Source organism: Salipiger mucosus DSM 16094 (assembly GCF_000442255.1).
Lineage (GTDB): Bacteria > Pseudomonadota > Alphaproteobacteria > Rhodobacterales > Rhodobacteraceae > Salipiger > Salipiger mucosus.
Map to the genome: position 1 here is coordinate 547738 of NZ_KE557274.1, position 24423 is coordinate 572160.

General features: G+C 61.9%; 25 protein-coding genes. 11 read left to right on the forward strand and 14 right to left on the reverse strand.

Annotated elements, in window-relative coordinates:
• Nucleotides 1–14: 14 nt before the first annotated feature.
• The 4 genes from SALMUC_RS08665 to SALMUC_RS08675 form a co-directional block, all read right to left on the reverse strand.
• On the reverse strand, nt 15–3653 hold the full coding sequence (locus SALMUC_RS08665; protein WP_020038381.1) for a vitamin B12-dependent ribonucleotide reductase: 3639 nt from the start codon (nt 3651–3653) through the stop codon (nt 15–17).
• 165 nt (nt 3654–3818) lie between these two features.
• A complete protein-coding gene (locus SALMUC_RS29680; RefSeq protein WP_156883446.1) occupies nt 3819–4316 on the reverse strand; it encodes a hypothetical protein in 498 nt (165 codons plus the stop codon).
• Between the two features lie 54 nt (nt 4317–4370).
• Complete coding sequence (locus tag SALMUC_RS08670) at nt 4371–5519, reverse strand: hypothetical protein (RefSeq protein WP_020038380.1); 1149 nt, start codon at nt 5517–5519, stop codon at nt 4371–4373.
• The gene (locus tag SALMUC_RS08675) at nt 5516–6571 is read right to left on the reverse strand and encodes a replication initiation protein (protein ID WP_020038379.1); all 1056 of its coding nucleotides are present in this window, start codon (nt 6569–6571) and stop codon (nt 5516–5518) included. The genes SALMUC_RS08670 and SALMUC_RS08675 overlap by 4 nt, the downstream gene beginning before the upstream one ends.
• Nucleotides 6572–7969: 1398 nt before the next feature.
• On the opposite strand from SALMUC_RS08675, the gene SALMUC_RS08680 reads away from it, so the two are divergent.
• Nucleotides 7970–8944, forward strand: a complete 975-nt coding sequence (locus SALMUC_RS08680; RefSeq protein ID WP_020038378.1) for a hypothetical protein — start codon at nt 7970–7972, stop codon at nt 8942–8944.
• Nucleotides 8945–8947: 3 nt separating this feature from the next.
• On the opposite strand, the gene SALMUC_RS29685 is transcribed toward SALMUC_RS08680, so the two are convergent.
• Both SALMUC_RS29685 and SALMUC_RS08685 read right to left on the reverse strand, forming a co-directional pair.
• The gene (locus tag SALMUC_RS29685; RefSeq protein WP_156883447.1) at nt 8948–9445 is read right to left on the reverse strand and encodes a hypothetical protein; all 498 of its coding nucleotides are present in this window, start codon (nt 9443–9445) and stop codon (nt 8948–8950) included.
• Nucleotides 9435–9968, reverse strand: a complete 534-nt coding sequence (locus SALMUC_RS08685) for a regulatory protein RecX (RefSeq protein WP_020038377.1) — start codon at nt 9966–9968, stop codon at nt 9435–9437. The genes SALMUC_RS29685 and SALMUC_RS08685 overlap by 11 nt, the downstream gene beginning before the upstream one ends.
• A 64-nt stretch (nt 9969–10032) precedes the next feature.
• Here SALMUC_RS08685 and SALMUC_RS08690 point away from each other — a divergent pair, with 64 nt between their 5' ends.
• The 3 genes from SALMUC_RS08690 (at nt 10033) to SALMUC_RS08700 (ending at nt 11620) form a co-directional block, all read left to right on the forward strand.
• A complete protein-coding gene (locus SALMUC_RS08690) occupies nt 10033–10719 on the forward strand; it encodes a site-specific integrase (protein ID WP_020038376.1) in 687 nt (228 codons plus the stop codon).
• Between the two features lie 50 nt (nt 10720–10769).
• Nucleotides 10770–11249 (forward strand): hypothetical protein, encoded by a 480-nt coding sequence (locus tag SALMUC_RS08695; protein WP_020038375.1) that lies wholly within the window; start codon nt 10770–10772, stop codon nt 11247–11249.
• A gap of 155 nt (nt 11250–11404) precedes the next feature.
• Nucleotides 11405–11620, forward strand: a complete 216-nt coding sequence (locus SALMUC_RS08700; RefSeq protein WP_020038374.1) for a DUF1127 domain-containing protein — start codon at nt 11405–11407, stop codon at nt 11618–11620.
• Nucleotides 11621–11690: 70 nt separating this feature from the next.
• On the opposite strand, the gene SALMUC_RS08705 is transcribed toward SALMUC_RS08700, so the two are convergent.
• A complete protein-coding gene (locus SALMUC_RS08705; RefSeq protein WP_020038373.1) occupies nt 11691–13112 on the reverse strand; it encodes a Glu/Leu/Phe/Val family dehydrogenase in 1422 nt (473 codons plus the stop codon).
• A gap of 395 nt (nt 13113–13507) precedes the next feature.
• Between SALMUC_RS08705 and SALMUC_RS08710 the strand changes: the two genes are divergently transcribed.
• Complete coding sequence (locus SALMUC_RS08710; RefSeq protein ID WP_020038372.1) at nt 13508–14230, forward strand: hypothetical protein; 723 nt, start codon at nt 13508–13510, stop codon at nt 14228–14230.
• Between the two features lie 74 nt (nt 14231–14304).
• On the opposite strand, the gene SALMUC_RS08715 is transcribed toward SALMUC_RS08710, so the two are convergent.
• The 5 genes from SALMUC_RS08715 to SALMUC_RS08735 all read right to left on the reverse strand — a co-directional run bounded on the left by SALMUC_RS08715 (nt 14305) and on the right by SALMUC_RS08735 (nt 18150).
• Nucleotides 14305–15873: a GMC family oxidoreductase gene (locus SALMUC_RS08715; protein ID WP_020038371.1), complete on the reverse strand. Its 1569-nt coding sequence runs from the start codon at nt 15871–15873 to the stop codon at nt 14305–14307.
• An 18-nt stretch (nt 15874–15891) separates the two neighbouring features.
• A complete protein-coding gene (locus SALMUC_RS08720) occupies nt 15892–16416 on the reverse strand; it encodes a hypothetical protein (protein WP_020038370.1) in 525 nt (174 codons plus the stop codon).
• 78 nt (nt 16417–16494) lie between these two features.
• Nucleotides 16495–16890 carry a VOC family protein gene (locus SALMUC_RS08725; protein WP_020038369.1) on the reverse strand — a complete coding sequence of 132 codons (396 nt, stop codon included), beginning with the start codon at nt 16888–16890 and terminating at the stop codon, nt 16495–16497.
• Nucleotides 16891–16987: 97 nt separating this feature from the next.
• Nucleotides 16988–17275, reverse strand: a complete 288-nt coding sequence (locus SALMUC_RS08730) for a ribbon-helix-helix domain-containing protein (protein ID WP_020038368.1) — start codon at nt 17273–17275, stop codon at nt 16988–16990.
• Nucleotides 17276–17562: 287 nt separating this feature from the next.
• Nucleotides 17563–18150: a hypothetical protein gene (locus SALMUC_RS08735; protein ID WP_021120112.1), complete on the reverse strand. Its 588-nt coding sequence runs from the start codon at nt 18148–18150 to the stop codon at nt 17563–17565.
• 256 nt (nt 18151–18406) lie between these two features.
• Between SALMUC_RS08735 and SALMUC_RS08740 the strand changes: the two genes are divergently transcribed.
• The 4 genes from SALMUC_RS08740 to SALMUC_RS29695 all read left to right on the forward strand — a co-directional run bounded on the left by SALMUC_RS08740 (nt 18407) and on the right by SALMUC_RS29695 (nt 20665).
• Nucleotides 18407–19444 (forward strand): hypothetical protein, encoded by a 1038-nt coding sequence (locus SALMUC_RS08740; protein ID WP_020038366.1) that lies wholly within the window; start codon nt 18407–18409, stop codon nt 19442–19444.
• Between the two features lie 73 nt (nt 19445–19517).
• Nucleotides 19518–19685: a hypothetical protein gene (locus SALMUC_RS29690; protein ID WP_020038365.1), complete on the forward strand. Its 168-nt coding sequence runs from the start codon at nt 19518–19520 to the stop codon at nt 19683–19685.
• The gene (locus tag SALMUC_RS28180) at nt 19666–20160 is read left to right on the forward strand and encodes a type II toxin-antitoxin system death-on-curing family toxin (protein WP_021120114.1); all 495 of its coding nucleotides are present in this window, start codon (nt 19666–19668) and stop codon (nt 20158–20160) included. Before SALMUC_RS29690 ends, SALMUC_RS28180 begins: the two co-directional genes overlap by 20 nt.
• A 367-nt stretch (nt 20161–20527) precedes the next feature.
• On the forward strand, nt 20528–20665 hold the full coding sequence (locus SALMUC_RS29695) for a hypothetical protein (protein WP_021120115.1): 138 nt from the start codon (nt 20528–20530) through the stop codon (nt 20663–20665).
• Nucleotides 20666–20681: 16 nt separating this feature from the next.
• Here SALMUC_RS29695 and SALMUC_RS08755 read toward each other — a convergent pair whose 3' ends face one another.
• On the reverse strand, nt 20682–21149 hold the full coding sequence (locus tag SALMUC_RS08755) for a hypothetical protein (RefSeq protein WP_020038362.1): 468 nt from the start codon (nt 21147–21149) through the stop codon (nt 20682–20684).
• Nucleotides 21150–21337: 188 nt separating this feature from the next.
• On the opposite strand from SALMUC_RS08755, the gene SALMUC_RS08760 reads away from it, so the two are divergent.
• Nucleotides 21338–22516 (forward strand): Fic family protein, encoded by a 1179-nt coding sequence (locus tag SALMUC_RS08760; protein WP_037371386.1) that lies wholly within the window; start codon nt 21338–21340, stop codon nt 22514–22516.
• A gap of 118 nt (nt 22517–22634) precedes the next feature.
• Here the strand turns inward: SALMUC_RS08760 and SALMUC_RS08765 are convergent, their stop codons facing one another.
• Nucleotides 22635–23798, reverse strand: coding sequence for an MFS transporter (locus SALMUC_RS08765; protein WP_020038360.1), 1164 nt, complete (start codon nt 23796–23798; stop codon nt 22635–22637).
• Between the two features lie 53 nt (nt 23799–23851).
• Between SALMUC_RS08765 and SALMUC_RS08770 the strand changes: the two genes are divergently transcribed.
• The gene (locus SALMUC_RS08770) at nt 23852–24358 is read left to right on the forward strand and encodes an Lrp/AsnC family transcriptional regulator (protein WP_037371388.1); all 507 of its coding nucleotides are present in this window, start codon (nt 23852–23854) and stop codon (nt 24356–24358) included.
• Nucleotides 24359–24423 lie beyond the last annotated feature (65 nt).

Sequence of the window (24423 nt, forward strand, 5' to 3'; positions counted from 1 at the left end):
CTTTCTCTTCCTGCTCACGAACAGCCAGTGGTGGACCCGCAAGTGTTGCACTTCATGCAGGTGCCGTTCCGCACGAGGGTCATGTTCCCGCATTCACCGCAGGGATCCCCCTCGTAGCCCTTCATCTTGGCCATGGTGCGTTCATCCATGGCCGGAGCGGGGTCGGCTTCCGCCTCGGCATTGGCCGTTTCGAGAACCTTCTCGACGACGGCCGCCGTTGCCTCGGGAGCCACGGCGCGATCCCGGCTGGCAAAAGCCTCAGGAACGCGCTGTCGCAGGTATCCGGTCGACGACATCTGGCGGACGGACTGCACGTCCTCTTCCAGCTCCGAGCCTTCTTCGGCATCCTTCGCGACCGAGGCGATGTGATCACCTTTCGGCTTGATATGCGCGAGGTCCGTCCTGTCGAGATAGGACACCGCGAGCTCGCGGAAGATGTAGTCGAGCACCGAGGTCGCGTTCTTGATGCTGTCGTTGCCCTGCACCATGCCGGCGGGCTCGAATTTCGTGAACGTGAAGGCATCCACGAATTCCTCGAGCGGCACCCCGTACTGCAGAGCGACCGAGACCGCGATGGCGAAGTTGTTCATCAGGGCCCGGAAGCCTGCACCTTCCTTGTGCATGTCGATGAAGATCTCGCCCAGGCGGCCGTCATCGTACTCGCCCGTGTGCAGGTAGACCTTCTGACCGTTCAGTACCGCCTTCTGCGTGTAGCCCTTGCGACGGGTCGGCAGCTTGGTGCGTTCGGTCTTCGCGATCACCTTCTCGACGATCTTCTCGGCAACGGCCTGCGCCTGTTCGGTCGCGGGCGCCGAGGCCAGCTCGTCCGCCTCGTCGTCATCATCTTCGTCGACCAGGGCGGCAGACAGGGGCTGGGACAGTTTGGAACCGTCACGGTAGAGCGCGTTCGCCTTCACGCCGCGGGCATGCGACAGGAGGTAGGCATCCAGGCAGTCCTCGATGGTGGCATCCGAGGTCATGTTGATGGTCTTCGAGATCGCACCGGAGATGAACGACTGCGCGGCCGCCATCATCTCGATGTGCGCCTGGTAGGACAGGCTGCGGGTGCCCTTCGAGCCGCACGGGTTGGCGCAGTCGAAGATCGGTAGGTGCTCGTCCTTCAGGCCCGGCGCCCCCTCGAGGGTCATGGTCCCGCAGACGTACTCGTTGGCCGCCTCGATCTCCGCCTTGGAGAACCCGATGCTTTTCAGGATCGAGAAGGCCGGGTCGTTCAGCTGTGCATCCGACAGGCCGAGCACATTGCGGCAGAAGTCGTCGCCGAGACCGAAACGGTTGAAGACGAACTGGATGTGGAACGCCGAGGCGAGCTTGCTCTCGATATCGCTGATGATCCCGTCCGTGAAGCCGGCCGCCTTCAGGCTCTCGTGGTTGATCGCCGGGGCGTTCTTCAGCGTGCCGTGACCGACGGCATAGGCGATGATCTCGTCGCTCTGGGCCTGCGTGTAGCCCAGCTTGCTCAGTGCCGCGGGCACCGACTGGTTGATGATCTTGAAGTAGCCACCGCCGGCCAGCTTCTTGAACTTCACCAGCGCGAAGTCGGGCTCGATGCCGGTCGTGTCGCAGTCCATCACGAGGCCGATTGTGCCCGTCGGGGCGATCACCGAAACCTGCGCATTGCGAAAACCGTATTCTTGGCCGAACGTCAGGGCTTGGTTCCAGGCCACGCGGGCCGCCTCGGCGATGTCGTCCTGAGGGCAGCCCGCCGCATCGAGTGCAACAGGGTTCACGTTCACGCCTTCGTACGCGTCCTCCTTGCCGAAGGCCGCGTTCCTGTGATTGCGAATGACGCGCAGCATGTGCTCGCGGTTGGCCTCGAAGCGACGGAACGGGTCCATAGGCACCGCGAGGGTCGCCGACATGCGATAGGCCACCCCGGTCATCAGTGCCGTGATGGCGCCGCAGAGCGCGCGACCTTCCTTCGAGTCGTAGCCCAGGCCCATGTTCATCAGCAGACCGCCGATGTTGGCGTAGCCGATGCCGAGGGTGCGGAAGTCGTAGGAGCGCTGGGCGATCTCCTTCGAGGGGAACTGGGCCATGGTGACCGAGATCTCGAGCGTGAGGGTCCAGAGCTCGCAGGAGTGCTCGAAGCCGTCGACGTCGAACCGGCCACCCTGATAGTAGGGCAGGAGGTTGATCGAGGCCAGGTTGCAGGCCGTGTCATCGAGGAACATGTACTCCGAGCAGGGGTTCGAGCCGCGGATCGGACCGTCCTCGGGGCAGGTGTGCCAGGCGTTGATCGTGTCGTGGTACTGGATGCCGGGATCGGCCGATGCCCATGCGGCTTCGCCGATCTGTGCCCAGAGATCGCGTGCACGAATTTCCTTGCGGAAGCTCGTGTCCTTGCGCCCCAGAAGCTCCCAGACATCGTCGTTCGCGACCGCCTTGAGAAAGGCATCGGTGACGCGCACGGAGTTGTTGGAGTTCTGGCCGGACACGGTGTTGTAGGCCTCGGAGTCCCAGTCGGTATCGAGATCGGGGAACTCGATGCTGGTGAAGCCCTGACGTGCGTACTGCAGAACGCGGTTCACGTAGGTCTCCGGGACATGGGCCCGCTTGGCCGATTTCACTGCTTTCTTGAGCGCGGGGTTGGCCTTCGGATCGTGGGCCTCGGGGCCCTCCATTTCCGCGATGGCGCCGAAGATCTCGTTAAGCTTCTCCTGGTGGGTCTTCGAGCCGGCGACGAGGGCGGCCACCTTCTCCTCTTCCTTGACCTTCCAGGAGACGAACTCCTCGACGTCCGGGTGGTCGACATCGCAGATGACCATCTTGGCGGCACGGCGCGTGGTGCCGCCCGACTTGATGGCGCCGGCTGCCCGGTCGCCGATTTTCAGGAAGGACATCAGGCCCGACGACTTGCCGCCGCCGGACAGGCTTTCGCCCGCGGCACGGATGTCGCTGAAGTTGGTGCCGGTCCCTGAGCCGTACTTGAACAGGCGCGCCTCGCGCTCCCAGAGATCCATGATGCCGCCCTCATTGACGAGGTCATCCCCGACAGACTGAATGAAGCAGGCATGCGGTTGCGGATGCTCGTAGGCGGATTGCGATTTCACCATCTCGCCGGTGAAGTGGTCGACGTAGTAGTGCCCCTGGCCGGGTCCATCGATGCCGTAGGCCCAGTGCAGGCCGGTGTTGAACCACTGCGGGGAGTTCGGTGCCGAGCGCTGCGACGCGAGCAGGTAGCGCATTTCGTCGTAGTAGACCCGGGCATCGGCCTCGGTCGCGAAGTACCCGGCTTTCCACCCCCAGTAGGCCCAGGTCCCGGCGAGGCGGTCGAATACCTGGCGGCTGTCCGTTTCCCCGACAATCCGTTGGTCTTCGGGCAGCTCGCGGAGGGCGTCCTCGTCGGCAACCGACCGTTGCAGGAACTCGGGCACGTTGTCTTCCGCAACCTTCATGAGGCGCGCGGGAACGCCGGCCTTCCGGAAATACTTCTGCGCCAGAACATCCGCCGCCACCTGGCTGAACCCCTTCGGAACAGCGAAGTCGACCATCGAGAAGACCACCTCGCCACTCGGCTGTCGGATTTCCGACGTCCGAGGTTCGAAATCGATGAGATCGTAGGGACCTTCCTGGTCCGTGGTGAAGTGGCGGGTAAGGCGAAGGCCCTGGGCAGTTGGCGGAGTCATGTTCATCCTTTCGGTTTATTCGTTCTATTCTTCACTGGCGGGGAAGGAGCCAGGTATGGCGGGCGTGGGCTTGCTACAATCCCACAAAAATTGAAGACGCAGAGACGGACGTGGCCCTGTTCGTCAACAAGGGCCACGCGTCAAATCATTGATTTTGGGCGGTTAAATTCGCTAGATCGATTTCACGGTTTCAACCGTCTTCGACCATGCCCGCTCTGCATCCGTTCGGTGGCGCGGACGCGACTTTTCTGTCCGGGCACTGCGTCCGGGCGGCGTGATCTCTTCCGGCTCCGGCGCCGGCAGGAGAAACTGCTTCGGCTTGGCGTCCTTTTCCGGGGCCGGCTCGGGTTCGGGGTCAGCAGCCTGTTGGGCAGGTGCCTTGATGGGGTTCATCCGACGCGGCGGACGTTTGCGCGGCGCGCTGGGCGCGTAGGGCTCGACGACGTCATCCGTTTGCCTGTGCCGATCCCAAGTCGATGCGCTAAACTGGTCCGGGTCGAAGGAAAGCGCCTGCGTTTTCTGAGACCGTGGCTGGCGCTCCGATCCTTCTGCAGGGGCTTCCGGCCATCGCGCCACGGTCTTGGACCTGGACTGCTGCTTGGCCGGAGCCGGCTTGGGGGCAGTGTCACGGCCGAGGACGTCGTCGAAAAAGGAAAAGTCTGAGCTCATGGGTGTGGTTCTCGCGAATTTCTTGGTGGTTGTAAAGGATTGGCGTTCATTTGTCTATCCCCGCACGATCTTCAGCAAGAACAGGTAGTAGTCGAGCGACCAGTCGCGGGGAGGTGTTCTTTCGCCGTGGTGAATGGTTCTGAGCCACCGGTTCCAGTTGGAGGGATTCAGCCCGTCCACGTCAGCGTGGATGGCACCGAGTTTCTTTGCCCAGCCGGGTCCGATTGAGAGGATCCGGTCCATGCGGTCATTGCGCTGGGCCGGGCTGATTTCCGGAACGGTTCGTTGCTCCCGGGTGTACCGGTTCATCAGGGCAAGGAACCGGCTTTCCGCGGTCCCCGTGTCGCCGTCCGGTGGCCCCTGGGTTTCGAGGGATGCGATGAAGTCATCGTTGACCGAGAGGATGTCATCGCTCGAAAGGCCCATGATGACGGCTTCGACGGCAATGAGGCTGCTGAAGTAGACCGGGCGTTTCGCGTAGCTTTCCTTCAGCCGTGCGATGCGGTCCGACTGTGCCTCGATCTGACTCTGCCGCCGGATACCGGCCGCAACGTCGCTGCGCATCTTCGGTGTCATCGTGGCGATTTTCGCCGCCCGCTTGCTCCGCATGTACTCGATGCAGGTCGGGAAAGTCTCCAGATCGTCGATTTTCAGGGTCGCGATGTCCTCGCCGGTGTGGTCGTGCGCGACCATGATTTCGTAGGCGGCCGGATCACACTGCTCGCGCTGGAACCGAATGAGCCCTTCGAAGGCCTGATCGCAATGCTCTCCGGTTGCTTCCCGTAGGAAGAACTTGGCCAGCAACACGAACTCGTCGTCCGGGTGCATCTGGAGCCGACGGGCCCAGTCGATCTGGCGGTGCCATGTGTGCTCCCGGATCGGGGCAACAACCTCGACGCCGAACTCGTCCACGAGCGTACGCACGAGCCGCGGGGCAGGGGACAGAGGATCGGCTGCCCGCTTCTCGACATACCGGTAGAACTGGATGTCGGGTTTCTCGAGGGCAGCGGCCCGGACGGGATCTTCCGGAGGCCGGCTCAGGACATCGTTGATCCACTCCCGGCGGAGAGCGTCTGCCGTGAAACGGGTCTCTTCGACTTCCTTGTCGATGACCTCCAGCAGCGTCGGCTCGACATGCAGCTGGGCGAGGAGGCCTTTGACGTAGTGCAGGGGTGCGTCGATGTCTTGCTTGGCGTAGGTCATTCGTACTCCGCGAGGATGCTGTCGATGACGGAATCGTCGAGCTGTTCCATTTCGGTTTCCTTCCGCGTGCTGAACTTCAGGCGCAGCCAACGGAGAAAGTTCACACCAGGGTCGGTCACCCGCTGGCCGGCCACTGAGGCCCGCCAGTCGTCCAGGTAGCGTTCCAGCTCCCCTTCGTCGGTGCCGTTCGAAGACATGATGAAGACGGCTTCCTCGAGGGCTTCGTCGGAAACGGTTAGGTTGAGCGTGTTTTCCTCGTCGGTCTGGCCGGTCAGCATGTCGACAGTTTTCGGGTCCCGTCCGCGCGGAATGGGATCGTTTCCGGTTGCGACGGCCTCCGACGGCAGCTCGGTGCGCGGGATCACCGTGAACCGCAGGGTCTCCACCTTGCCACCCTTGCCGCCGCGAATGTAGGACACGTCGATCCCGAAGGGGGCAATCCGGTTCACTTCCTTGACGGCCTTCTCGATCACGTGGCGTTTCAGGTTGTCGAACCGGCAGTACTGGTCGGTCCCGATCCCGAAGCGGTCGCGGAATTCGTCGACCGGGACGGTCCAGGTCCGATGGAACCGGTTCTTGAACAGGGTCATGATCTCGTAGAGCTTGGCTCCGTGCGTCGTCTTGAAGTGCGAGAACAGCGACATGTTGATCTTGCCGTAGATCTGCGGCTCGAAGATGAAACGCATCAGGATGGGATCGAACGCGTACTCCAGCATGCCGTTCGAGGTCCGGGAGACGTCGTAGGACAGGAAATGGCAGCTGACGGAATGCTCATCGTCTCCTTCACGGTAATCGATGTCGATCTTGACGCTGCCGAGGTTCTTGAGGGACCGGTGCATCAGCTTGATGCTCGTGTGGCCAAGATAGTTCAGCAGTTCGGCGACAGGCACGCTCTGGATCCCGGCGTCGGCGGACTCGTTGTAGGACCGGTGAAGAAGGTAAAGGAAGGTCTTCATGTCCTGCAGGTCGAGCTGATGCTTCCCACGGGCCATGATGACCTCGTAACTTTTGCAGACCGAGGCCTGCCTGGATATCGCGGTTCGACTGCTCATGGATAGGTGAACTTCCCTACGTCTGTTCTGAACTTCACTAGTCACCTATCCTTGTTTCCCCTAAAGGACAACAAGAAAATGAAGTGAACTTCATAAGATCTGTAGGGGAAGAACAGAGATTTTTCGAATGTTGACATAAAATCTTTAGGGAACTTCCATAAAATCCTTAGGGCAAATGGGAGTTAACGCCCGAATTGTCCCAGTCATGGCAATAACTTAACTGACCCCCAGAACCCCCCTGAATATTGAATGCGCGCGCGTGCGCGTGCGCCTGTACGTGCGTGCGCCTACGCGCGCGAGGCGTCGGGCTTTCCGCCGACCTTTGACTGTCCCCGAGCCGGATTCCGGGAGACAACCTGGTTACCGTACTTCGCGTGGCCGCGACTTCGTCAGCCAGTTTCCCGCTCAGCTTTCTGGAATCGGATTCCTAACGGCGCGTGACCGCGCTTGTAGGAAATCGGGTACCGTGCCGGGTATCCGGTTCCCTGTTTCGTCGATGGTTACCCGGGAAGGAACAGGGAACCTGTGGCACGTGACCGTGCCCGGGAAACCTGCTTCCTCCTGGTCGGTAAGCCGAGTCCTGGCCCTTCTGGTGAGCCAGACTCCGAAGATCCCTTCGGAATTCAGATTCCGGATGGCGCGTGACCGCGCCGGATGCACACGAGTCCGACATTCGGAAGACTGATTCCGGAGAGCGCGTGAGCGCGCCAGGAAGACCGGGGCTCGCCGGTCCTGTCATCCGTTTCCTGTTTTGGACCTGAAGGTCCAGGTCGTGATCCGCTTGCCGAAGAATGTGCAGGGAGTCGGATTCCCAAGGGCGCGTGACCGAGCCAGACGGATCCGGAAGACCGGTCCTGGATCAGGTTCCGGGTAGGATCGAACGTTTCCCGGATCAAGGACTGGAACCGATAGGCGCGTGCGCACCCGGGTATCGGGGTGGCAACGACGAGATCAGGGCTCATGCCGGCGCGGTCACGCGCCTTGCCAGTCGTGATCACCGACCAATGCAAATTGGTTTCCTGGCAGAAGCAAGTTTCCTTCACCGACCGAAGAAACCTGTTCAACGGTGCAGCGCGATCTCTCTACGCGTCTGGCAGAGTCGGAATCCCGGTTTCCCGAGGCGCTGATGCGCCAATGGCCTCCGGTTTGCGGAGCAGAGATGTGGAGATGCGGCGTACAAGCCGCAGGAACGGCCCTGTGTTGCTTTTCCGACCTTCGATGACCCTGAGGTCCCGAAGGTCTTCCAATGACACTCCACGGACCGTCTCTGGCCGTTCAAGCCTATCCGCGGAATGGACGAAGACGAAAGCTCGAAGAGCACTGTCGAACAGGCCTGACACGTCGGATTAACCTGGCGGGAATATCGTTCCATCACGATTGCCGACCGGAGATAGACGAATGATAAAGTTCGGACGAATGATGACCCGCGTGGCTCTGTTGAGCTTCGTGACGGTCATGACCGGTGCTTGCTGGCCAGGCGGGGACTCCGATCCGGCCGATGACATCGAGGCAGAGCTGAGCGAGAAATACCCTGCGGTGTTCAAGGCCGACGCCGTCGGCCCGTTCTTGTCTCAGATCCGGCCGGAGCTGCGCGATCTGCGGTATGCCGACCGGGAAGAGTATACCTCGGTCGTTCGTGGCATGGCCCAGATCATGCGGCTCAAGCCGCTGACGGTCACCGTCGAGGATATGCGACAAGACCTTCCCGAAGTCGACATGTACGAAGGTCTTTCCGACCCTTTCTCGAGCGAGTTTCTGTCAAGCTTCTACGAGGTAGAGGCTGAGCGGATCGGCAACGGCGGAGTTACGTTCGAGAGTATCAAGACGATGGGTGCGGCTCATCAGGAAAACGCCGTGACGAAGTACAGAAATGCGCTGTTGAGGTACCTCGAGGACCTTCGAGCCAAGCGCGAGACTCTGGTCGAAAAGGACGAACAGCTCGAGGAAGTCTTCGCGTTGATCTCGTTCATCCAGCCGCAGGTCGATCAGGACGATGACACGCTTCGGATCAACGTTCAGACCCGGAACGGCACGGAACAAGACCTTTCATCCCTCGGGATTACGGTGGCAGCCTGGGAAACGGAGGAGAGGTTCGGAGAACCCGAGGTGCTCGGGACGAGGATCGTGTCGTTCGACACGCCATTCGCTGCAGGGAATGACAGGTTCCTCGACGTATCGATCAATGCTCCGGGCTACGAGAGTGGCCCGATCAGTATTACTGCGACACAACTGACGAGCGAAGCGGGACTTTCGTTCGAGCGTTCGGCGATGGAAAAGCCGCTGCGAATTGCCGAGGATATGATCAACGACGCAGAGCGGGCCCGCCGGTCAATCCAGAATGATCTGACCAGAGCATTGACCGATTTTCCGTGAAAGTCACGGCCCGGACGGGCCGTGAGCAGCTTCCCTTTCCCGGCGCCGCTTGCCGAAGCGTTTGCTCTTTTTTCCTGTCGAAAATCCTGCAGGGTCGGTCTTTGGGGCTTGGGTGGACGAAGATGCCTGCCGGGCCGGCTTGGACGGCTCTCGGGTCACTTGCCGTTCGTAGTTGAGCGGATCCACGCGGCGCAGCCAGATGTCCATCGCGAGATCCGCATCTTCGTCGAGGATCCATCCCCCTCCGGTGACCCACTCTTCGATTTTCTCGTAGCTCTTGATGCGGGGAGGAGGATCCCGGGGGATGGCCGTGTCCTTGTATCCCCGGTCCTTGAACAGCCAGAACCATGGAAGGTCCTTGACCGAGGTGTTGCTGCCGGGTGATGGCGACCGACCCGCTGATGATGGTCGCGACTCCGCGCCTGCCGCGGGGCTATTCTCGCGCGTCGTTTTCTCTTTCCGCGACGTCTGCTTCTTGAGCCGCTTAGTGTTAATCTTCATCAGCGAAATTCTCTTCCACAATCCGGCGGCAAATGTCGTACCCGAAGCCTTGCCGGGCGAGTTTCGCCATATCCTTCTGACGGTACTGATCCTGGTCTTCCGGCCGAAAAGCACCAACCCGTTTCTTCCTGGCGAACGCGATGGCGGCTTCCAGCTCATCGTATTCCGCCTCGTCGATGACGTCCCGGTACTGTTCCGGATCGATCTGCTTCTGTCTCAGCTTCCCGTCGATTTTCCGGAGCGACATTCCGGTCCGGAGAGCGTTCTCGATGAAAAGCTCCACGAAACGCCGGTCGTCGACGTAGTTCCGCTCGGTGCAGTACGCGATGGCCGCATCGATTTCGGCGTGAAACTCCGACAGATCTGTTTCAGTCCCACGAAGTCGGCGACGGATCTTTCTTTCAAGAACAACCCGGAGGTGACCGGTCGTCGTCTCGTAGCTCTTGAGATAGCCCAGAGCTGCCTGCACAAGCCACTCCGAGGTGATTGAATCCGCCGCGGGGCGAGGATTTTCTTCAGTCATTGCGAGATCCGTATTTCCGTGCGAGAATCTGTTCCATGAGACTGTTTGTCAAGGTCAGGAGCGCATGGAGATGGCCCGTTCTGTAGGAAAGAGCAGGAGGATCAAGGAAAGGACGGTCAACGGGATCCGGATCCTGTCCGATCTCGATGTCGACAACATGCTGACCGTCGCATCGAAAACGAGATACCCGATCCGGAACCGGGCGATTATCCTGCTTGGCACGGATGCCGGTCTCACGCCGCGGGAAATGTCCTTCCTGAAACGCTACCACGTCTACGGGGATGACGATCTGTTGGGAGAGGCCATAGACCTGCGGGCGAAGCCGGGCGTGTATCTCACCTCCCGGGTGATACCGATGGCCCGCGAAGGGCGTCTCTGGAATGCGCTGCACTCACTGCTTGAGAACGCGCCGGCTGTCCCTGGCGATCCCCTGATCATCTCGGAACGCGCGGTGGATGGTGGCGGGGCCACGAAGGACCCGGGATCGAAGCCGCTGCGGGCCATGCGCCGGGACAGCATCTCCTACGTTTACTGGAAGATCATGGAAAAGGCGGGGATCGCCAACGCATCTGCGCTGACGGCCCGGGCGACATTCATCGTCCGGGCCTGTCGGCAGGCGACCGAGGACCGGTTGAGCCTTCGATCCGTGCAGGAGATGACAGGCCTGCGCTCTCTGGAGTCCGTGCAGAGATTGCTGGAGTCCTCGCAGAGCGACCAGGAAACGATCATCCGGGACCTGTTCGGCAATTGACCCATGCGACCGGCCCGCAAACTTTGCGGTCTATTGTGTGGAGGATTTCGATGTCCAGGCTGGTCGACGCAGAACTGGATCACGTTCTGGAAACAGCGCTGATCTCTCCGGCTTTCGAGATCGATGGGACCACGGACGAGTATGCGTTTCTGCTCGAGGTCGACCCGGAAGATGGTCCGGTGATTGAGCGCTCCGAGGATGGCTACTTCATCCGGGCCATCGAGTGTTTCGACGAGCCGGCGGTTGTCCTGTTCTCTCCGGAGGGCGTGACCTGCGGGTTCTATTGGCGTTTCCAAGCCTGGATCGATGAGGCGCATCGTGGCCTCGGGTTCGGTGTCGAGATGATCCTGGCCTATGCGGACCATTTTCAGGATCTGGCCTGGGACGGGGAACTGGAGGCCTCCCAGGGGCTGGGGTTCTCCGAACGTGGCCATTCGGTGCACGTGACAGCCCAGCGCATTGCCAGGATCCGTGACCAGGGAGCCGATCCCGACGCGTTCGATCCGGTTCCGGCTCCGGCCTTCTGCTGAGTTTCCCGAAAATCCGCTCGGTCGTAGCGGGGTCGGCTCATGCCGCGTTGCAGCAAACGCAAGGCGGCATCCAGTTTGTGTCCGTTGTCATTGAGAGCGGGGAGGCAAATGTTAGCGGCAACAGAGAACACAGATGATCTTTCAAGGAGGCCGACATGGCTGCTATCGACACACAAACCACCCCGCTCAACGGCATGCGTGACCGCGTGCAGGCACTTCTGGAGACCTGGAAGGTTCGCCGCGCCCAGCGCGCCGAGTACAACCGCGTTCGCCGGGAACTTTCAGGGATGACCGACCGCGATCTTGCCGACATCGGCATCCCACGCGTCAGCATCGATGATATCGCCTACGAGGCTGCCTATCGTATGTAAGCCGATGTAACGGGTGCCATTGGGCACCCGAAAATCCGCTCGGTTGTAGAGCGTCCCTCGCGCCTGGAGCTCACAGTCCCTTGCTGTCGTAGGCCGCGACAATCTTCTTGATGCTGAGAGCGTATGCGGCGGACCTCAGGTCCCCGAACTTGCGGTCGCCGTGCCAGATCTCCCGCATCGCCTGGTAGGCTTCGCGCATGGTGTCGTCGAGGCCGGAGCGGACGAGATCGAGTTCGCGTGGGCCATGCAGGTACGTGCGCTTGAAGCTCTCGCCGATGCCTTCCATGCCGTTGCGTGACATCACACGGTCGATCTCGTTGATCAGCATGATGTTGCGGGACTCTTCGAGACGCCTCTGCATGCGGCCGAAGCGCATGTGGCTGAGATTCTTCACCCACTCGAAGTAGGAAACGATGACGCCGCCGGCGTTGGCATAGAGATCCGGGATCACGGTGATGCCGCGGTCCTTCAGGATCTTGTCGGCCCTGGCCGTCGTGGGGCCGTTGGCGGCCTCGATGACGACCTTTGCATGGATCCTGGAAGCGTTCCCGTCGTGAATGACGCCCTCGACGGCGGCGGGGATCAGGATGTCGCAGTCCTCCTCGAGAACATGGATGGCGTCGCCCTGGCGGATGACGGTCCCGTGCGGGTAGTGGGTCACGCCACCGCGCTCGCGAATGTACGTTTGCAGGTGCTCGATATCGATGCCGTCGTGATCCACCACGGCCCCGTCGCGCTCGATGACCGCGGTGATCTTGCAGCCGTCTTCTTCGGACAGGAACTTCGCAGCGTGATAGCCGACGTTTCCGAGGCCCTGGACGATGACCCTTTTGCCGGCCAGGCCTCCCTGCAGACCGGCCCGGGAGACGTCGTCGGGATGGCGGAAGAATTCCCGAAGGCCGTACTGGACGCCGCGACCGGTGGCCTCGATGCGTCCACGGATTCCGTTCTGTCCGACCGGCTTTCCGGTGACACAGGCGGCCGCGTCGATATCGGTGGTGTTCATGCGGGAGTACTGGTCCGCGATCCAGGCCATTTCGCGCTCACCGGTGCCCATGTCCGGGGCGGGGACGTTCTGGGAGGGGTGGATGAGATCGCGCTTGATGAGCTCGTAGGCGAACCGCCGGGTGATCTTCTCGAGCTCGTCTTCCGTCCATTTCGAGGGGTCGATGCAAAGGCCGCCCTTCGAGCCGCCGAAGGGCACATCGACGAGCGCGCACTTGAGGGTCATGAGCGCGGACAGGGCTTCGACCTCTTCCTGGTTCACGGTGGGAGCGTAGCGGATGCCGCCCTTGACCGGTTCACAGTGCTCGGAGTGTACCGAGCGGTAGCCGGTGAAGGTGTGAATGTGGCCGCGAAGCTTCACGCCGAAGCGCACCGTGTAGGTCGAGTTGGCGACCCTGATTTTCTCTGAGAGACCGGGATCCATGTCGAGCTTGTCCATGGTGGCCTGGAAGATTGCATCGGTGGAGTCGCGGAAGCTGCTGGTCATGAAACACCTCTTTTTCAGAGAGGTGCTGCGCCCGGATTAAGTGAAGTTTTCGCCCAGGGGCCAGACTTCCTGATTTTTCCAGAAATCCGCTCGGTTGTAGGTGCACCCCTTTATCACGGGTGCGCGACCGACGGGTGCGGCTTCACAGCCCACGTCTCGCGACGCAGCCTTTCAAAGAGGTCGGAGAGTCACGCTTCGTCGGGTTGGTCTGGATCCGGAAGCTTCGATGCGACGGCCCGGCTGGCCTTGAGGGCCTGCTCTTACGGATACAGGATATCGAAGGGGTACGTTCAAAACACAGCTATGTCGTCCTCCGCACCTGAAAGTTTTCCGAAAGGCAGCTCGGGAGCTCCCCGCATCTGGCAAAAGGAAGCTAGCGCTGCCAGTATGCGGTGATGATCGAGCTGAAGCCCTTGTCGGATGACGATCCCGCTCTCGAATTCTCACCGCTACTGCGAGCTGCGCAGCGGACACTTGAGTACGCCTGCGACTATGGGTCTATCGGTCTGACGACAAGGAAGAACTTCAAGCGTGATTTCGTGCACTGGTCGGTGGAGGCGTTCGAATGGCCCGGGTTCGGGCCGCAACAAGCCTTCCAGTTCAGGAAGGTCCTGAACGAGTACGAGTTCGTCCCGCTGCAGGTTATTCATTTCCTGCTCCTGCACACCCGGCTTGGCCGACACTACAAGGGCGAGTTTAGGTTGACTGCCAAGGGGCGGGGGCTTGCCGAAAGCCCTGGCGACCTGTTTTCATGCATCGTCCCGTTCTTCCTCTTCGAAGTGGATCATGCGTCCTATGGACGCTTCGGTCGGCGCCCAGTCGGAACGTGGGACATCTGGTTGAATGTTCTGAACGTCGAGGTCGAGGACGGCGCTACCGAGCGTGATCTTTTCCAACAGTTCTATGGAGACGGTCCGAACTGGGACAACGACGGTTGGCGGGAGATCGTAGCGTTCTCCCAATGTGTCACTAGGCCACTGGCTTGGGCGGGCCTCGTGACCCTGCAGGAAATCGATGGTGGCGGAGTATCGTCCCGGATGTGTTTCAAGACACCGTTGTGGCGCTCGGCGCTCATCCTCGACACTGACGATCAGGTTCGACCGGCCGTGCGGCATTGAGCTCAAGGATAGGGAATCCGGGAATGGCATACTTCGCGCACACCGCAATGCATCCATTCCCGGATCGCTATTGGTTAGAGTGAGCCGCGGTTCATCTCTCCCGCGATGTGTTCAGCCTGCCGGATGGCCAGGGCGACAATCGTTAGCGTCGGGTTCTCGGCAGCGCCGGTGGTGAACTGTGACCCGTCTGAGATATACAGGTTGGGCACGTCGTGCGCCCGCCCATTGCGGTTCACCACGCCATCCTCGGGACGTTCGGACATCCGGTTGGTACCGAGGTTGTGCGTCGAGGGGTAGGGCGGCGTCGGCAGCGTTCTGGTCGCGCCGACCGCATCGTACATCGCTGCACCTTGGCGATAGGCATGCTCGCGCATCGCCTTGTCGTTGGGGTGATCGCTGTAGTGCACGTTGGCCACCTTGAGGCCGAAGTCGTCCTCGACGTCCGACAGGGTGACGCGATTGCTCTCCTGCGGCATGTCCTCGCCGACGATCCACATGCCGGCCATGTTCTCGTAGGCGTCGAGGGCGGTTGTGAACTCACGCCCCCAGGCGCCGGGATCGAGGAAGGCGGCCATGAAGGGCAGGCCCAACGACAGCGTTTCGAGCTCGTAGCCGCCGACAAAGCCGCGGGAGGGGTCATGGCGCGCCTCGTCCTGCACGATCCCGGCCATGGTGGTGCCGCGATACATGTGCACCGGTTTCTCGAAGATGCCGTAAACCGAGCCGGTCAGGTGCCGCATGTAGTTCCTGCCGACCATGCCAGAGCTGTTGGCCAGACCATCGGGGAACATCGAGGACGCCGAGTTGAGCAGCAGACGCGGGCTCTCGAAGGAGTTGCCTGCGACGCAGACCACGCGGGCACGCTGCATCTGCAGGTTCCCGTCAGTGTCGAAGTATTCGACCCCCGTCACCTTGCCGCTTTCATCGTGCAGGATGCGCGCCACGTGGGCCTTTTCGCGCACCTCGAGATTGCCGGTCGCCTCGCCCGCCGGAATGTCGGTATAGGCTGCCGACCACTTGGCGCCCCACTTGCAACCCTGGAAGCAGAAGCCGGTCTGCTGGCAGGCCATGCGGCCGTCACGTTCCTCGCTGTTGATCGCCATGCGGCCGGTGTGGACCTCCTTGTAGCCCAGCTTCTTCGCGCCGGCCTCGAAGACCTTGAAGTTGTTGCTGCCGGGCAGCCCGGGGATGCCGTTGGTGCGGGTGACGCCCAGCTTGTCCTCGGCGCGGTCGTAGTAGGGGGCCATCTCCTCAGCATCGATGGGCCAGTCGAGCAAGTTCGCGCCCTCGACCTCGCCATAGGTGGTGCGGGCTTTCCACTCGTGCGGCTGGAACCGGATCGAGGCACCGGCCCAATGTGTGGTGGTGCCACCGACCGCCTTCACGATCCAGGCGGGCAGGTTGGAAAAGTCCTTGGCGACTCGCCAGTCGCCGCTGGTGGTGCGCGTGTCGGTCCAGGCGAGCTGGCCGAAACTTTCCCACTCGTCGTTCACGTAGTCCTGCGGCAGGTAGCGTCCGCCCGCCTCGAGCGCGACGACGCTCACGCCCTTCTGGGCCAATTCGTTGGCCAGGACGCCGCCGCCCGCGCCGGTGCCGATGATGACGACCACGTTGTCGTCGGTCATTTCGAAAGGTGCAGCCATGTCAGTTTCCTCCCCGCCTCAGATCCACGTGATGTCGTCGAAGCCGCGGTCGATGTAGCCGCCGAACGAGTAGGATTCGCCCTCGTAGCCGAAGATCGGCCAGACCTCTTTCTGGTTGTAGAGGCCGGTCACGAGGCCGCCGCGTACACGCTGGAAGAAGTCGCTGTCCTCGATCCCGCGCAGGATGGCGACGCGGTCGGCCTCCCAGCCGGCGCCGCGGTAGCCGTCGAAGCCGGCCTGCCTGGCGGCGTCGTCCAGCATGTCGGTGCCGGCCTGGGCGAATTCGACTTCCTGGGGCGCGTCGTAGCCCTTGACCGCAGCCGCGTAGAAGCGATCACCGACCTTGTCGTGGGGGTAGATGTCGCGCGCCATCTGGACCAGCGTGGCAAAGGTTTCGGGCTTCATGGCATCCATTTCCGCCGCCCAGGCCGCGTCGCTGCCCGCGACGAAGCCGGACCCGACGACGAGGCCCGCGCCCGCCGCGACACCGCGCGACAGAAGCTGGCGACGCGTCAGCGTCCTGAGAGACCGTGTCTCGATCATTCTTTTTCTCCTCCCTGTGTTGGGTTTTCCGGCCCCGTTGCGACTCCTCTTCCGCGCGGGGGCAGGGACGTCCTCACGTCATTTGAACCGACCGCTGCGTTCGAGCACCTCGATCTGGTAGCCGTCGGGGTCGGCCACGAAGAAGAAGCGGCCGACGAGCGTGCCACCGGGCGCGAATTCCACCAGTTTGCGGGGGGCGAGGCCCTCACGCTCGAAGCGCGCGTGCTCGGCGTCGAGGTCCTCGACCGAGACGGCGAGATGGCCGTAGCCGTCGCCGAGGTCATAGGGTTCTGTCCGGCCCTTGTTGACCGTGAACTCGACCTCGAATTCGGATTCGGCATTCGACATGTAGACGAGGGTAAAGTCGTCGAAATCGAGCCGGTCCGCCACCTCGAGCCCGAAGGCGGTACGGTAGAATGCGACCGAGCGCGCCTCGTCGAGGACGCGGATCATGCTGTGTATGGCCTTCGCCATGGTCCCTCCTGTGCAGCAGTATGCTCACAGAATGTGCAGGTAGGGCCGGATTAGGGGTAGTAGACCGTTACTACCGGCATACACCTTTGGTCGTAACTCACTCGGCCGCGACTGCGGCGGTCTGGCCGCTGCGCCCGAGGTGGATCAGGCAGGTTGTGCGCAGGAGCGAGGTGAAATTCTCGGGCTCTCCGCGCAGTTCGAGCACTTCGGAATGCAGGGTCGACAGGAAATGGGGTGTCGACATTCCCTGGTTCCTCGCGATCTCGTCGAGCGTGTCCCAGAAGGCGTTTTCCAGCCGGATGCTGGTGCTTTGCCCGTTGAGGCGAAGGCGTCTGGTTGTCGATGCGTAGCGTGCGGGGTCCTGACCCGCGAAGACTTGACACATGAGTTGGTCCTCCCATCGGTTACGGGAAGTGCGCGACGCACACTTTCGACCGTGCCGATACCAGGGGATGGTCTCACTGGAACCGCTCCCGGTCAAATCTGTTCGACCAGGCGAGGGTCCGCTGGCGTACATCGGAGCAAAGCTTCTTCGGCTCGCGCGTTGTGAATCGAGGCGGGAGCATACGACGTCGGACAGTCGTTCCGCGTCATGCTCCCTCCTCCTGACGGAGACGGTCCAGCTGTCGGTCAGGAGGAGGGAGCGACGCACAGCTGGACCAATGGCAGACGTCAGTGCGTCATGTGATGCTCGCAAGTCACCGCTGGATTGAACGGCTCCAGGTCTCCGTTCGGGTTTTCCCTGAAGAGCCACACATGCTGATCGAAATGCGGCTCGAAGCCGTGGGCCTCGTCCGCCACGGTCGCCAGGTCGTCAGCCATGGCATCCCACATCCGGCCGTTGATCTCGGGATGAGCGTGTCCGGTTTCAGCCCAGGCCGCTTGCCAGACCAGGTTCTCGATCCCCACGAGTTCGAGTGACCCGTCCTCCTGCGGTTCGTAGAGCAGAATGGCCGGGGCCATCCAATCCGTATGGATGCCGTTGCCGTTGACGCGAGGCTTGTCCCCGGTGATCCCCAGCAGCGCTGGCTGAAGGTAGTGGATGCCCATGCCCCCAAGCTCTGCTGGCAACCCCTCGGCCGCGGCCGAGACGCAATGCCCTGACGGATCAGGAATATAGCCGTCGGCAAGCGCCACCTCGACGTCCTTGTATTTCTCCATGGCGGCTCTCAGCGCGTCCAGATCCACGTCCTCGGCCCACCCGGCTCCGGGAAAACTCAACGAGAGCATCATTGCACCTACAACAGAAAATCGTCTCATGTCTTCTCCTCCCTTGGCGTGTGCGACGGGGCCAGGCTTGTCCGGCTCGATGCGGGACGGCCCTCGAGACTCACGGCACCAGTCTACCACGAGACGCTACGAACCATCGCGGGAAACGTCTTGCTGACCGCAAATGGCACGGGCCGGCACCTGTCCGCTGTGCCGCACGGTAAAGTCGTCTCGGTGGTGCGATTTTGCCTGAAACTTTCCAGAAACCACGCACCTGTACCCGAGATCCGGAAAACAGAGGTGCCGCATGTCCGATCTTCAGACCCCGATTGACGCTCTCCTGGCCGAAGGCTTCGCCGCGGGCATGAAAACCTGGGACGGGCAGTTCTTCCACCGAGAATTGAACGGTGACGAGGAGATCGCGGTATACGTGACCGAGCGCACCTTCCCGGCCAACACATCCGGAATGAATATCTGGCTCCAGGACAGTCGCAATGCGCGACCGAAGCATCGCGAAGACGTTCTGATGGCGGATTCCGATGATCCGGCAACTGACATGCTCGACCGGATCGCCTGCCTTGAAGCCTTCACGGCAGACAGTCTTGTCGAGGCGGTCTGCACCATCCAAAAGCGTCTTGGCCGATCCTACTCGGATGTGGCGCACAAGGCATTCCCGCCGGACGATCCGAAGGCCCACAAGCAATACCACCGGCTGCAGGAATATCTCGAGGCTGAACGCCGGCGCGTGGCCGTCGGCGACCCGGCGCAGCGCAGAGCAACCATTCCCGCTCTCGACGGGAAGGTAACGCCGGGCCTGATCTACCAGGCCAGCGGCTTCGGTCTGGCCGACGAGAAACCCGGCTTCACCCGTCGCACTCGCTCGCTTCGAGACCAAGGCCAGGAGATCTGGGTTTCCCGCATCGAGACCTTCGACAGCGTGCCGCGGACGCAGGCGGGCCCGTCGGAAGGATATGTGGTCTCGTTCTGTGAGGAGGCAGATGCCGGAATCGGGTTCCATCACCACATCCCGGAAGACGAAGGTGGCCTTGTCGACCAGGAGCGGGCCTACATGCTGGCGGCCGCGGTCGAGGCCAGCCGGAAACCGTTCGTGGCGGACGGTGCGGAGTTCCTGGCAACGGTCCTGAGTGGCGAACGCAACAACGGACACACCGTCAAGAAGGCTTTCGACATGGTCCACGAGGACCGCTACGAGGAGCTCGGGGCAGGGGACGACGAGCTGCTCTGGTGGCAGTTCATGGATGACCTGCACGAGCGCACCTACGGCTTCAGCTACGAGGTCGAGAACTTCCTGGAGCCCGAACGCGAAGCAGCGCCGGCTATGTGACCGGCGCGGTTTGTCGATTTCAGGCGCCGATGATAGTTTTCCGGGAAGGCAGCCGAAACCCAAGAGCTTCAACATGACCGATCAGAACAAAGACCAGACGTCCGAGACCGAGGACGCGACCCAGGAAGAGAAGACGGCGCGGCAAAGGTTCCTCAGCCCTGCCCAGCGCAAGCTTCTCCAGGGCGGCATGCGGAGCTTGCAGGAGAACGGACCAACTTACGATGATCTCAAGAACCGCTGACGACAATCCACTGGCAGTCGAGGACGAGCTCGGAATTCCGAATTGCGATACGCTCGTGATCTTCCACGACATCGAGGTGGGCCGCTCCGGTGGTCTGCCGGGGCTGCGTGACGAAGGCCTTCTGGAATCCGCTGTCGGGAGTGTCGTCAACGCCATGTCTTTCGATCCGTCCATGGACCAGGTCGATGCGGCGGCGAAGCTCGCCTTCGGCATAATGAAGAACCACCCATTCGCCGACGGCAACAAGCGCACCGCACTGGGCGCGGCCGAGATGACACTCCGCGGCGCCGGTTACCGCATCAAGGAAGACTTCAAGACCATCGCCGATGCCATTGTCGATTTTGCCGCCAACGCGAAGGATCACACTGCGATGTCTGACTGGCTCCGGGAGCGCCTCGAGGTGACCATGGACAATGCGCTCGGAGAGGCCCCCGCCGGAATCCGAACCGCGTTCTCCGAGCTCTCCGTCCGGTAACTTCCGGCGGTCGTGTGACTAGCATGCCGGTGCCGACCTCCTTCGTGTCATCCAACAAGAAGGGGCGGTGTGATGACGGACATTCCGCGCAGAGCCACGTTCTTCCATGGCACCAAGACTGACTTCGACGCGTTCGATCTCGACCGGTGTGGATCTCGCTCAGACGGCGCCTCGAATGGTGCGCTCGGCGTCTGGATGGCAAATGAGTACTGGCTTGGTGAGCGCTTCGCCGGAGACCATGGCATTGTCATGGAGGTTCACTGCAAGCCGGTCCCAAGCTACCGGATGTCCGTCCAGGAGCACGCTCACGGACAAGGCCGACGCACGGCAAGATCCGCAGGCCTATTTTCATGACCTTCGCGACCAAATGGTCGGTGCGGGATATGGCGCCGTCGAGATCGTCGAGACGGATGGCACTTCCCACATGAGCGTGCTCCTGGACATGGACGCCATCACGCACATCGAGAAGCACGAGCTCGCAGCCCATCCGGCACCTGGGCCCTGACCCCCGGTTTGTTGTTTCAGACCAGCAAGGAGACGATGTAGGCGCCATAGACGCCTCCCGTCAGCTGGAACCCGAAAACGGCGTAGGAACCGGCCTTCAGGACTATTGGGACCTCGAGATCCCCCTTCCGCATGGTCAGCAGGCGTTCGTGTCCCATCACCAGTTTGAGGTGCCTCGACGAGAGCGAGATCAGGACGATGACGCTGGCAATGAACAGGCTTCCGGAGAGGATGATCATCGGAATGCCGAGGATCGGAATGGTGAACGACCACATCGTGAGCGACAGGAAGGCCATCGCGGCGGATCCGGACGAGGTCTTGAGGTAGGCGAGGTACTGCAGCTGGATCGCGACCCCGGGTATGGTGCCGGATGACGCCGTCGGTTCTCCGTGCTTGAGCCTGGTGAAGGCCTCGATGGCGAAAGACGCCGCCAGGAGCACAATTCCAGATAGTGCGCACATCCACTGGAGCGTCGGAAGATCCATTTTGCACCCGTCCCTTGGTTTCCTGGGCGGCGGTATCATCGCTTGCGGAACGGCGAAAGACGGGGCTTGGGCGCCGTGCCGGTCTGTTCCCAACCTACAACATGGCGCCGCTTCATGGCCTATATTGAATGTTATGGCCTTAAAATATAATGTGGCGGATATACTCGTCACCATGTTGTAGGTTTTCGGTGAACCAGAATGGCCTCTCTGCGGCGGTCCGCGCCCGTCTGAAACACTACCCCGCGCCGCACGCCGCTCATTTCGGCGTCGTGCCCGCTCCGCCAACGCGTGGCGCCGTGCGCATCGGCGGCCCGGAAACAGGGCAGCGCGTTGCAGAGGCGGACCGTGCGCTTGCCCGGCTCTCAACGCAGACGCGAGCCGGCAGTGCCTTTGCCCTGACGCGGATCCTGGAGCGTCAGGAAGCCGTGAGCAGCTCGTCCATCGAAGGGACGAACAGCACGCTCGATGCGCTTCTCGAGCTCGAGGAGGACGGTGACGGCGACGAGGACGCCAAGGAAACACGGGGTGTCACATTGGCGCTCGATCATGGATTGGCAGAGATCCGCGATAGACGGCACGACGCGTTCGAGGTGCCGATGGTTCTGGAGCTCCACCGGCGCCTGGCCGCGGACATGGCTGGTTTCCGTGGAACGCCTGGCGTTCTTCGGACCGAGGTTGTCTGGATTGGCGGGCATGGAAGGGATCCATCGACGTCGACCTGGAACCCGCCCCCGCCCGATGACGTGCCGGCCTGCATCGAAGACAACATGGCGTACATGCGTGCCGAGCCCGAGGACATCTCGCAGATCGCGGTGATCGTCCGTGCCGCCGTGGCGCACGCCCATTTCGAGGCTGTTCACCCGTTTCAGGACGGCAACGGCCGGATCGGGCGCCTGATGCTTCCGCTCGCCTTCGCGGCGGACGGCCATGCGCCCCTCTATCTCTCACCGTGGATCGAGGCCCACAAGACTGACTACTACGAAGCCCTGAAGAGCGCCCAGCAGAGGCTGGATCACGGACCGATCATTGATCTTCTTGCGCGCGCGGTCATTGGCACCGAGCAGGAGTTCAATGCAACCGTGGCCGCCGTGGATGCGGTCGAGGAGGAGTGGCGAACAAGGTTTCGACTGCGCAGGAACTCCACCGCCGAGCGTGCTCTTCATCTCTTGAAGGCATACCCGGTGTTGCGCGCCCGGACTCTTGCTGATCGGCTGGGCGTCAGTTTCAAGGCGGCCTCCGACGGGCTGTCGCGACTGGAAGTCCTTGGCGTGGTCGAGGAAAAGACAGGCTACGCGCGCAACCGGATCTTTGTGGCGACCAGGTTGCTAAGGATCCTGTCGCGGCCATTCGGAGCAACGCCGGATTGAAGGTCCCGATTTTACCGATCTCCAATGGCCTCTCTACGGCTGCCCGCCACATCGTCCTCGACTGCTGCCCGCCAGGCGTCCGCGACGTCGGCTCCGGGGACGAAGCTGACGTTACCAATCAGAGGTTTCTCCAAGTGAGGAGAGCGCCGACTGTCACGGAGACAGCAGCCACGCTGGTTACGCCCGCAAAACCAAAAGAGGTAAAGAGCGGCCCCATGATTGCAGGGCCGGCGAAAACGGCCGAGTAGGTGACAGCGCTGTTGAGCCCCATCACTGCACCGCGCGCGGCTTCCGCCTGCCGGTTCAGGGAGACCACGAGGGCATTCAGACCCAGCTGGTTCAATCCGCCCCAGATAACGGCAGCTGCGAAGGCCAAAGCCGGGGACATCAGCGCGAAGCGCCATCCCCCATAGCTCAACACGAGACAAACGAAGATCGACAGCATATAGGCTCGAGAGATACGTGGTGCCAGTATGCCCAACCCGATGCCGGCCACCCCGAAACCGATCCCGTAGGCCAGCACGAACAGGCCGGCTCCCTGGGCATCGACGCTGAAGGCGTGGCGCAAGCCCTCGCCGTAGAATGCGAAGCTGCCGTAGAATGCCGTCATGTAGGCGAACATGATCACCAGCAAGGTCGGCACCCCCGGGAGTTTGGCCGCCCGCCAGGGGCCGGCGGGGCCGGAAACCGCATTGCGCACGCGGGGCAAGGTCATGAACAGACACCCGGCCGTCAGCAGGGATACCCCCGACAGCAGAGCGTAGACCATGCGCCACCCCGATTGCTCTGCGACGAACGCCGCCAAGGGCACTGCCACCACCAGAGAGATCGCCCATCCCGTAAGCACGACGCCAAGTCGAGCGGGCGCCCGGCCTTCCGGCGCGGTCGCGGCGGTGGTGGCGTAGGCACCGGGCAGCAGCACGCCGGTTGCCAGCCCGGCAACGGCCTGTGACGCGCAGAGCCAGACCCACCCCGGACTCATGCCGCTCAAAGCCTGGGCCAGGGCCAGAAGGAGGGCGCCGCCACCCAGGACACGGCCGGCGGACCATCGGTCGATCATCGTGGCGAAGCCGAGCGCGGAGAGGGCAGTGGCCGCACCGAAGACCGAGATCGCCCATGCCACCTGCGCGGGATACGCGCCGAGATCCGCCGCGACGTTGGAAAGGATCGGGCTGAGAACGAACGAGTTGGCGCCCACCATCATCACCCCCATCAAGAGAGCCGGGACGCGCAAGGCAAGGAGAATATTGTTCTGCTTTTTTGCGTTACTACTGTATGTCATAAGCCCTGATCACGCGACGAACCCGATAAGTTCAAGAGTGAAAGGAGGACGGAGTGACAGAAACGAACGGCATTCGAAGATCCCCCTCTCATCCGTCCGGACTCGACCGGATCGACCGAATACTGTTAAGGCTTCTCGCCGAGCGCGCAGATCGCTCTTATGCTGATCTTGCCGAGGCTGTTCATCTGTCTCCGCCCGCGGTCCACGAACGCGTCAAACGTATGCGTCGCGATGGCGTCATCCGCCAAACGGTCGCACAGCTCGATGGCGAAAAGATCGGATGCCCGCTCCTCGCCTTCGTTCATGTCATGACCGAGGGCTGGGGCATGACGGCACCGACCGAAGCGCTGCGCGACCTGGCGGATGTGGAAGAGATACACACCGTTGCCGGGGACGCCTGCCTGATCCTGAAACTTCGATGCAGCGGCCCGGCGGGCCTGGAACGACTCCTCTTGCGAATACAGTGCATCGACGGGGTGCGTTCGACCCACAGCTACGTCGTCCTCGGCACCTACCTCGAACGGGGTCCAATGCCGGAACTGTCCGAGCCCGCCACCTAATCGAATGAGGAGGAAGGGCTGATTCTGTGGAAAAACACCCGTTCGCAAGCGCAGAATATCGATTG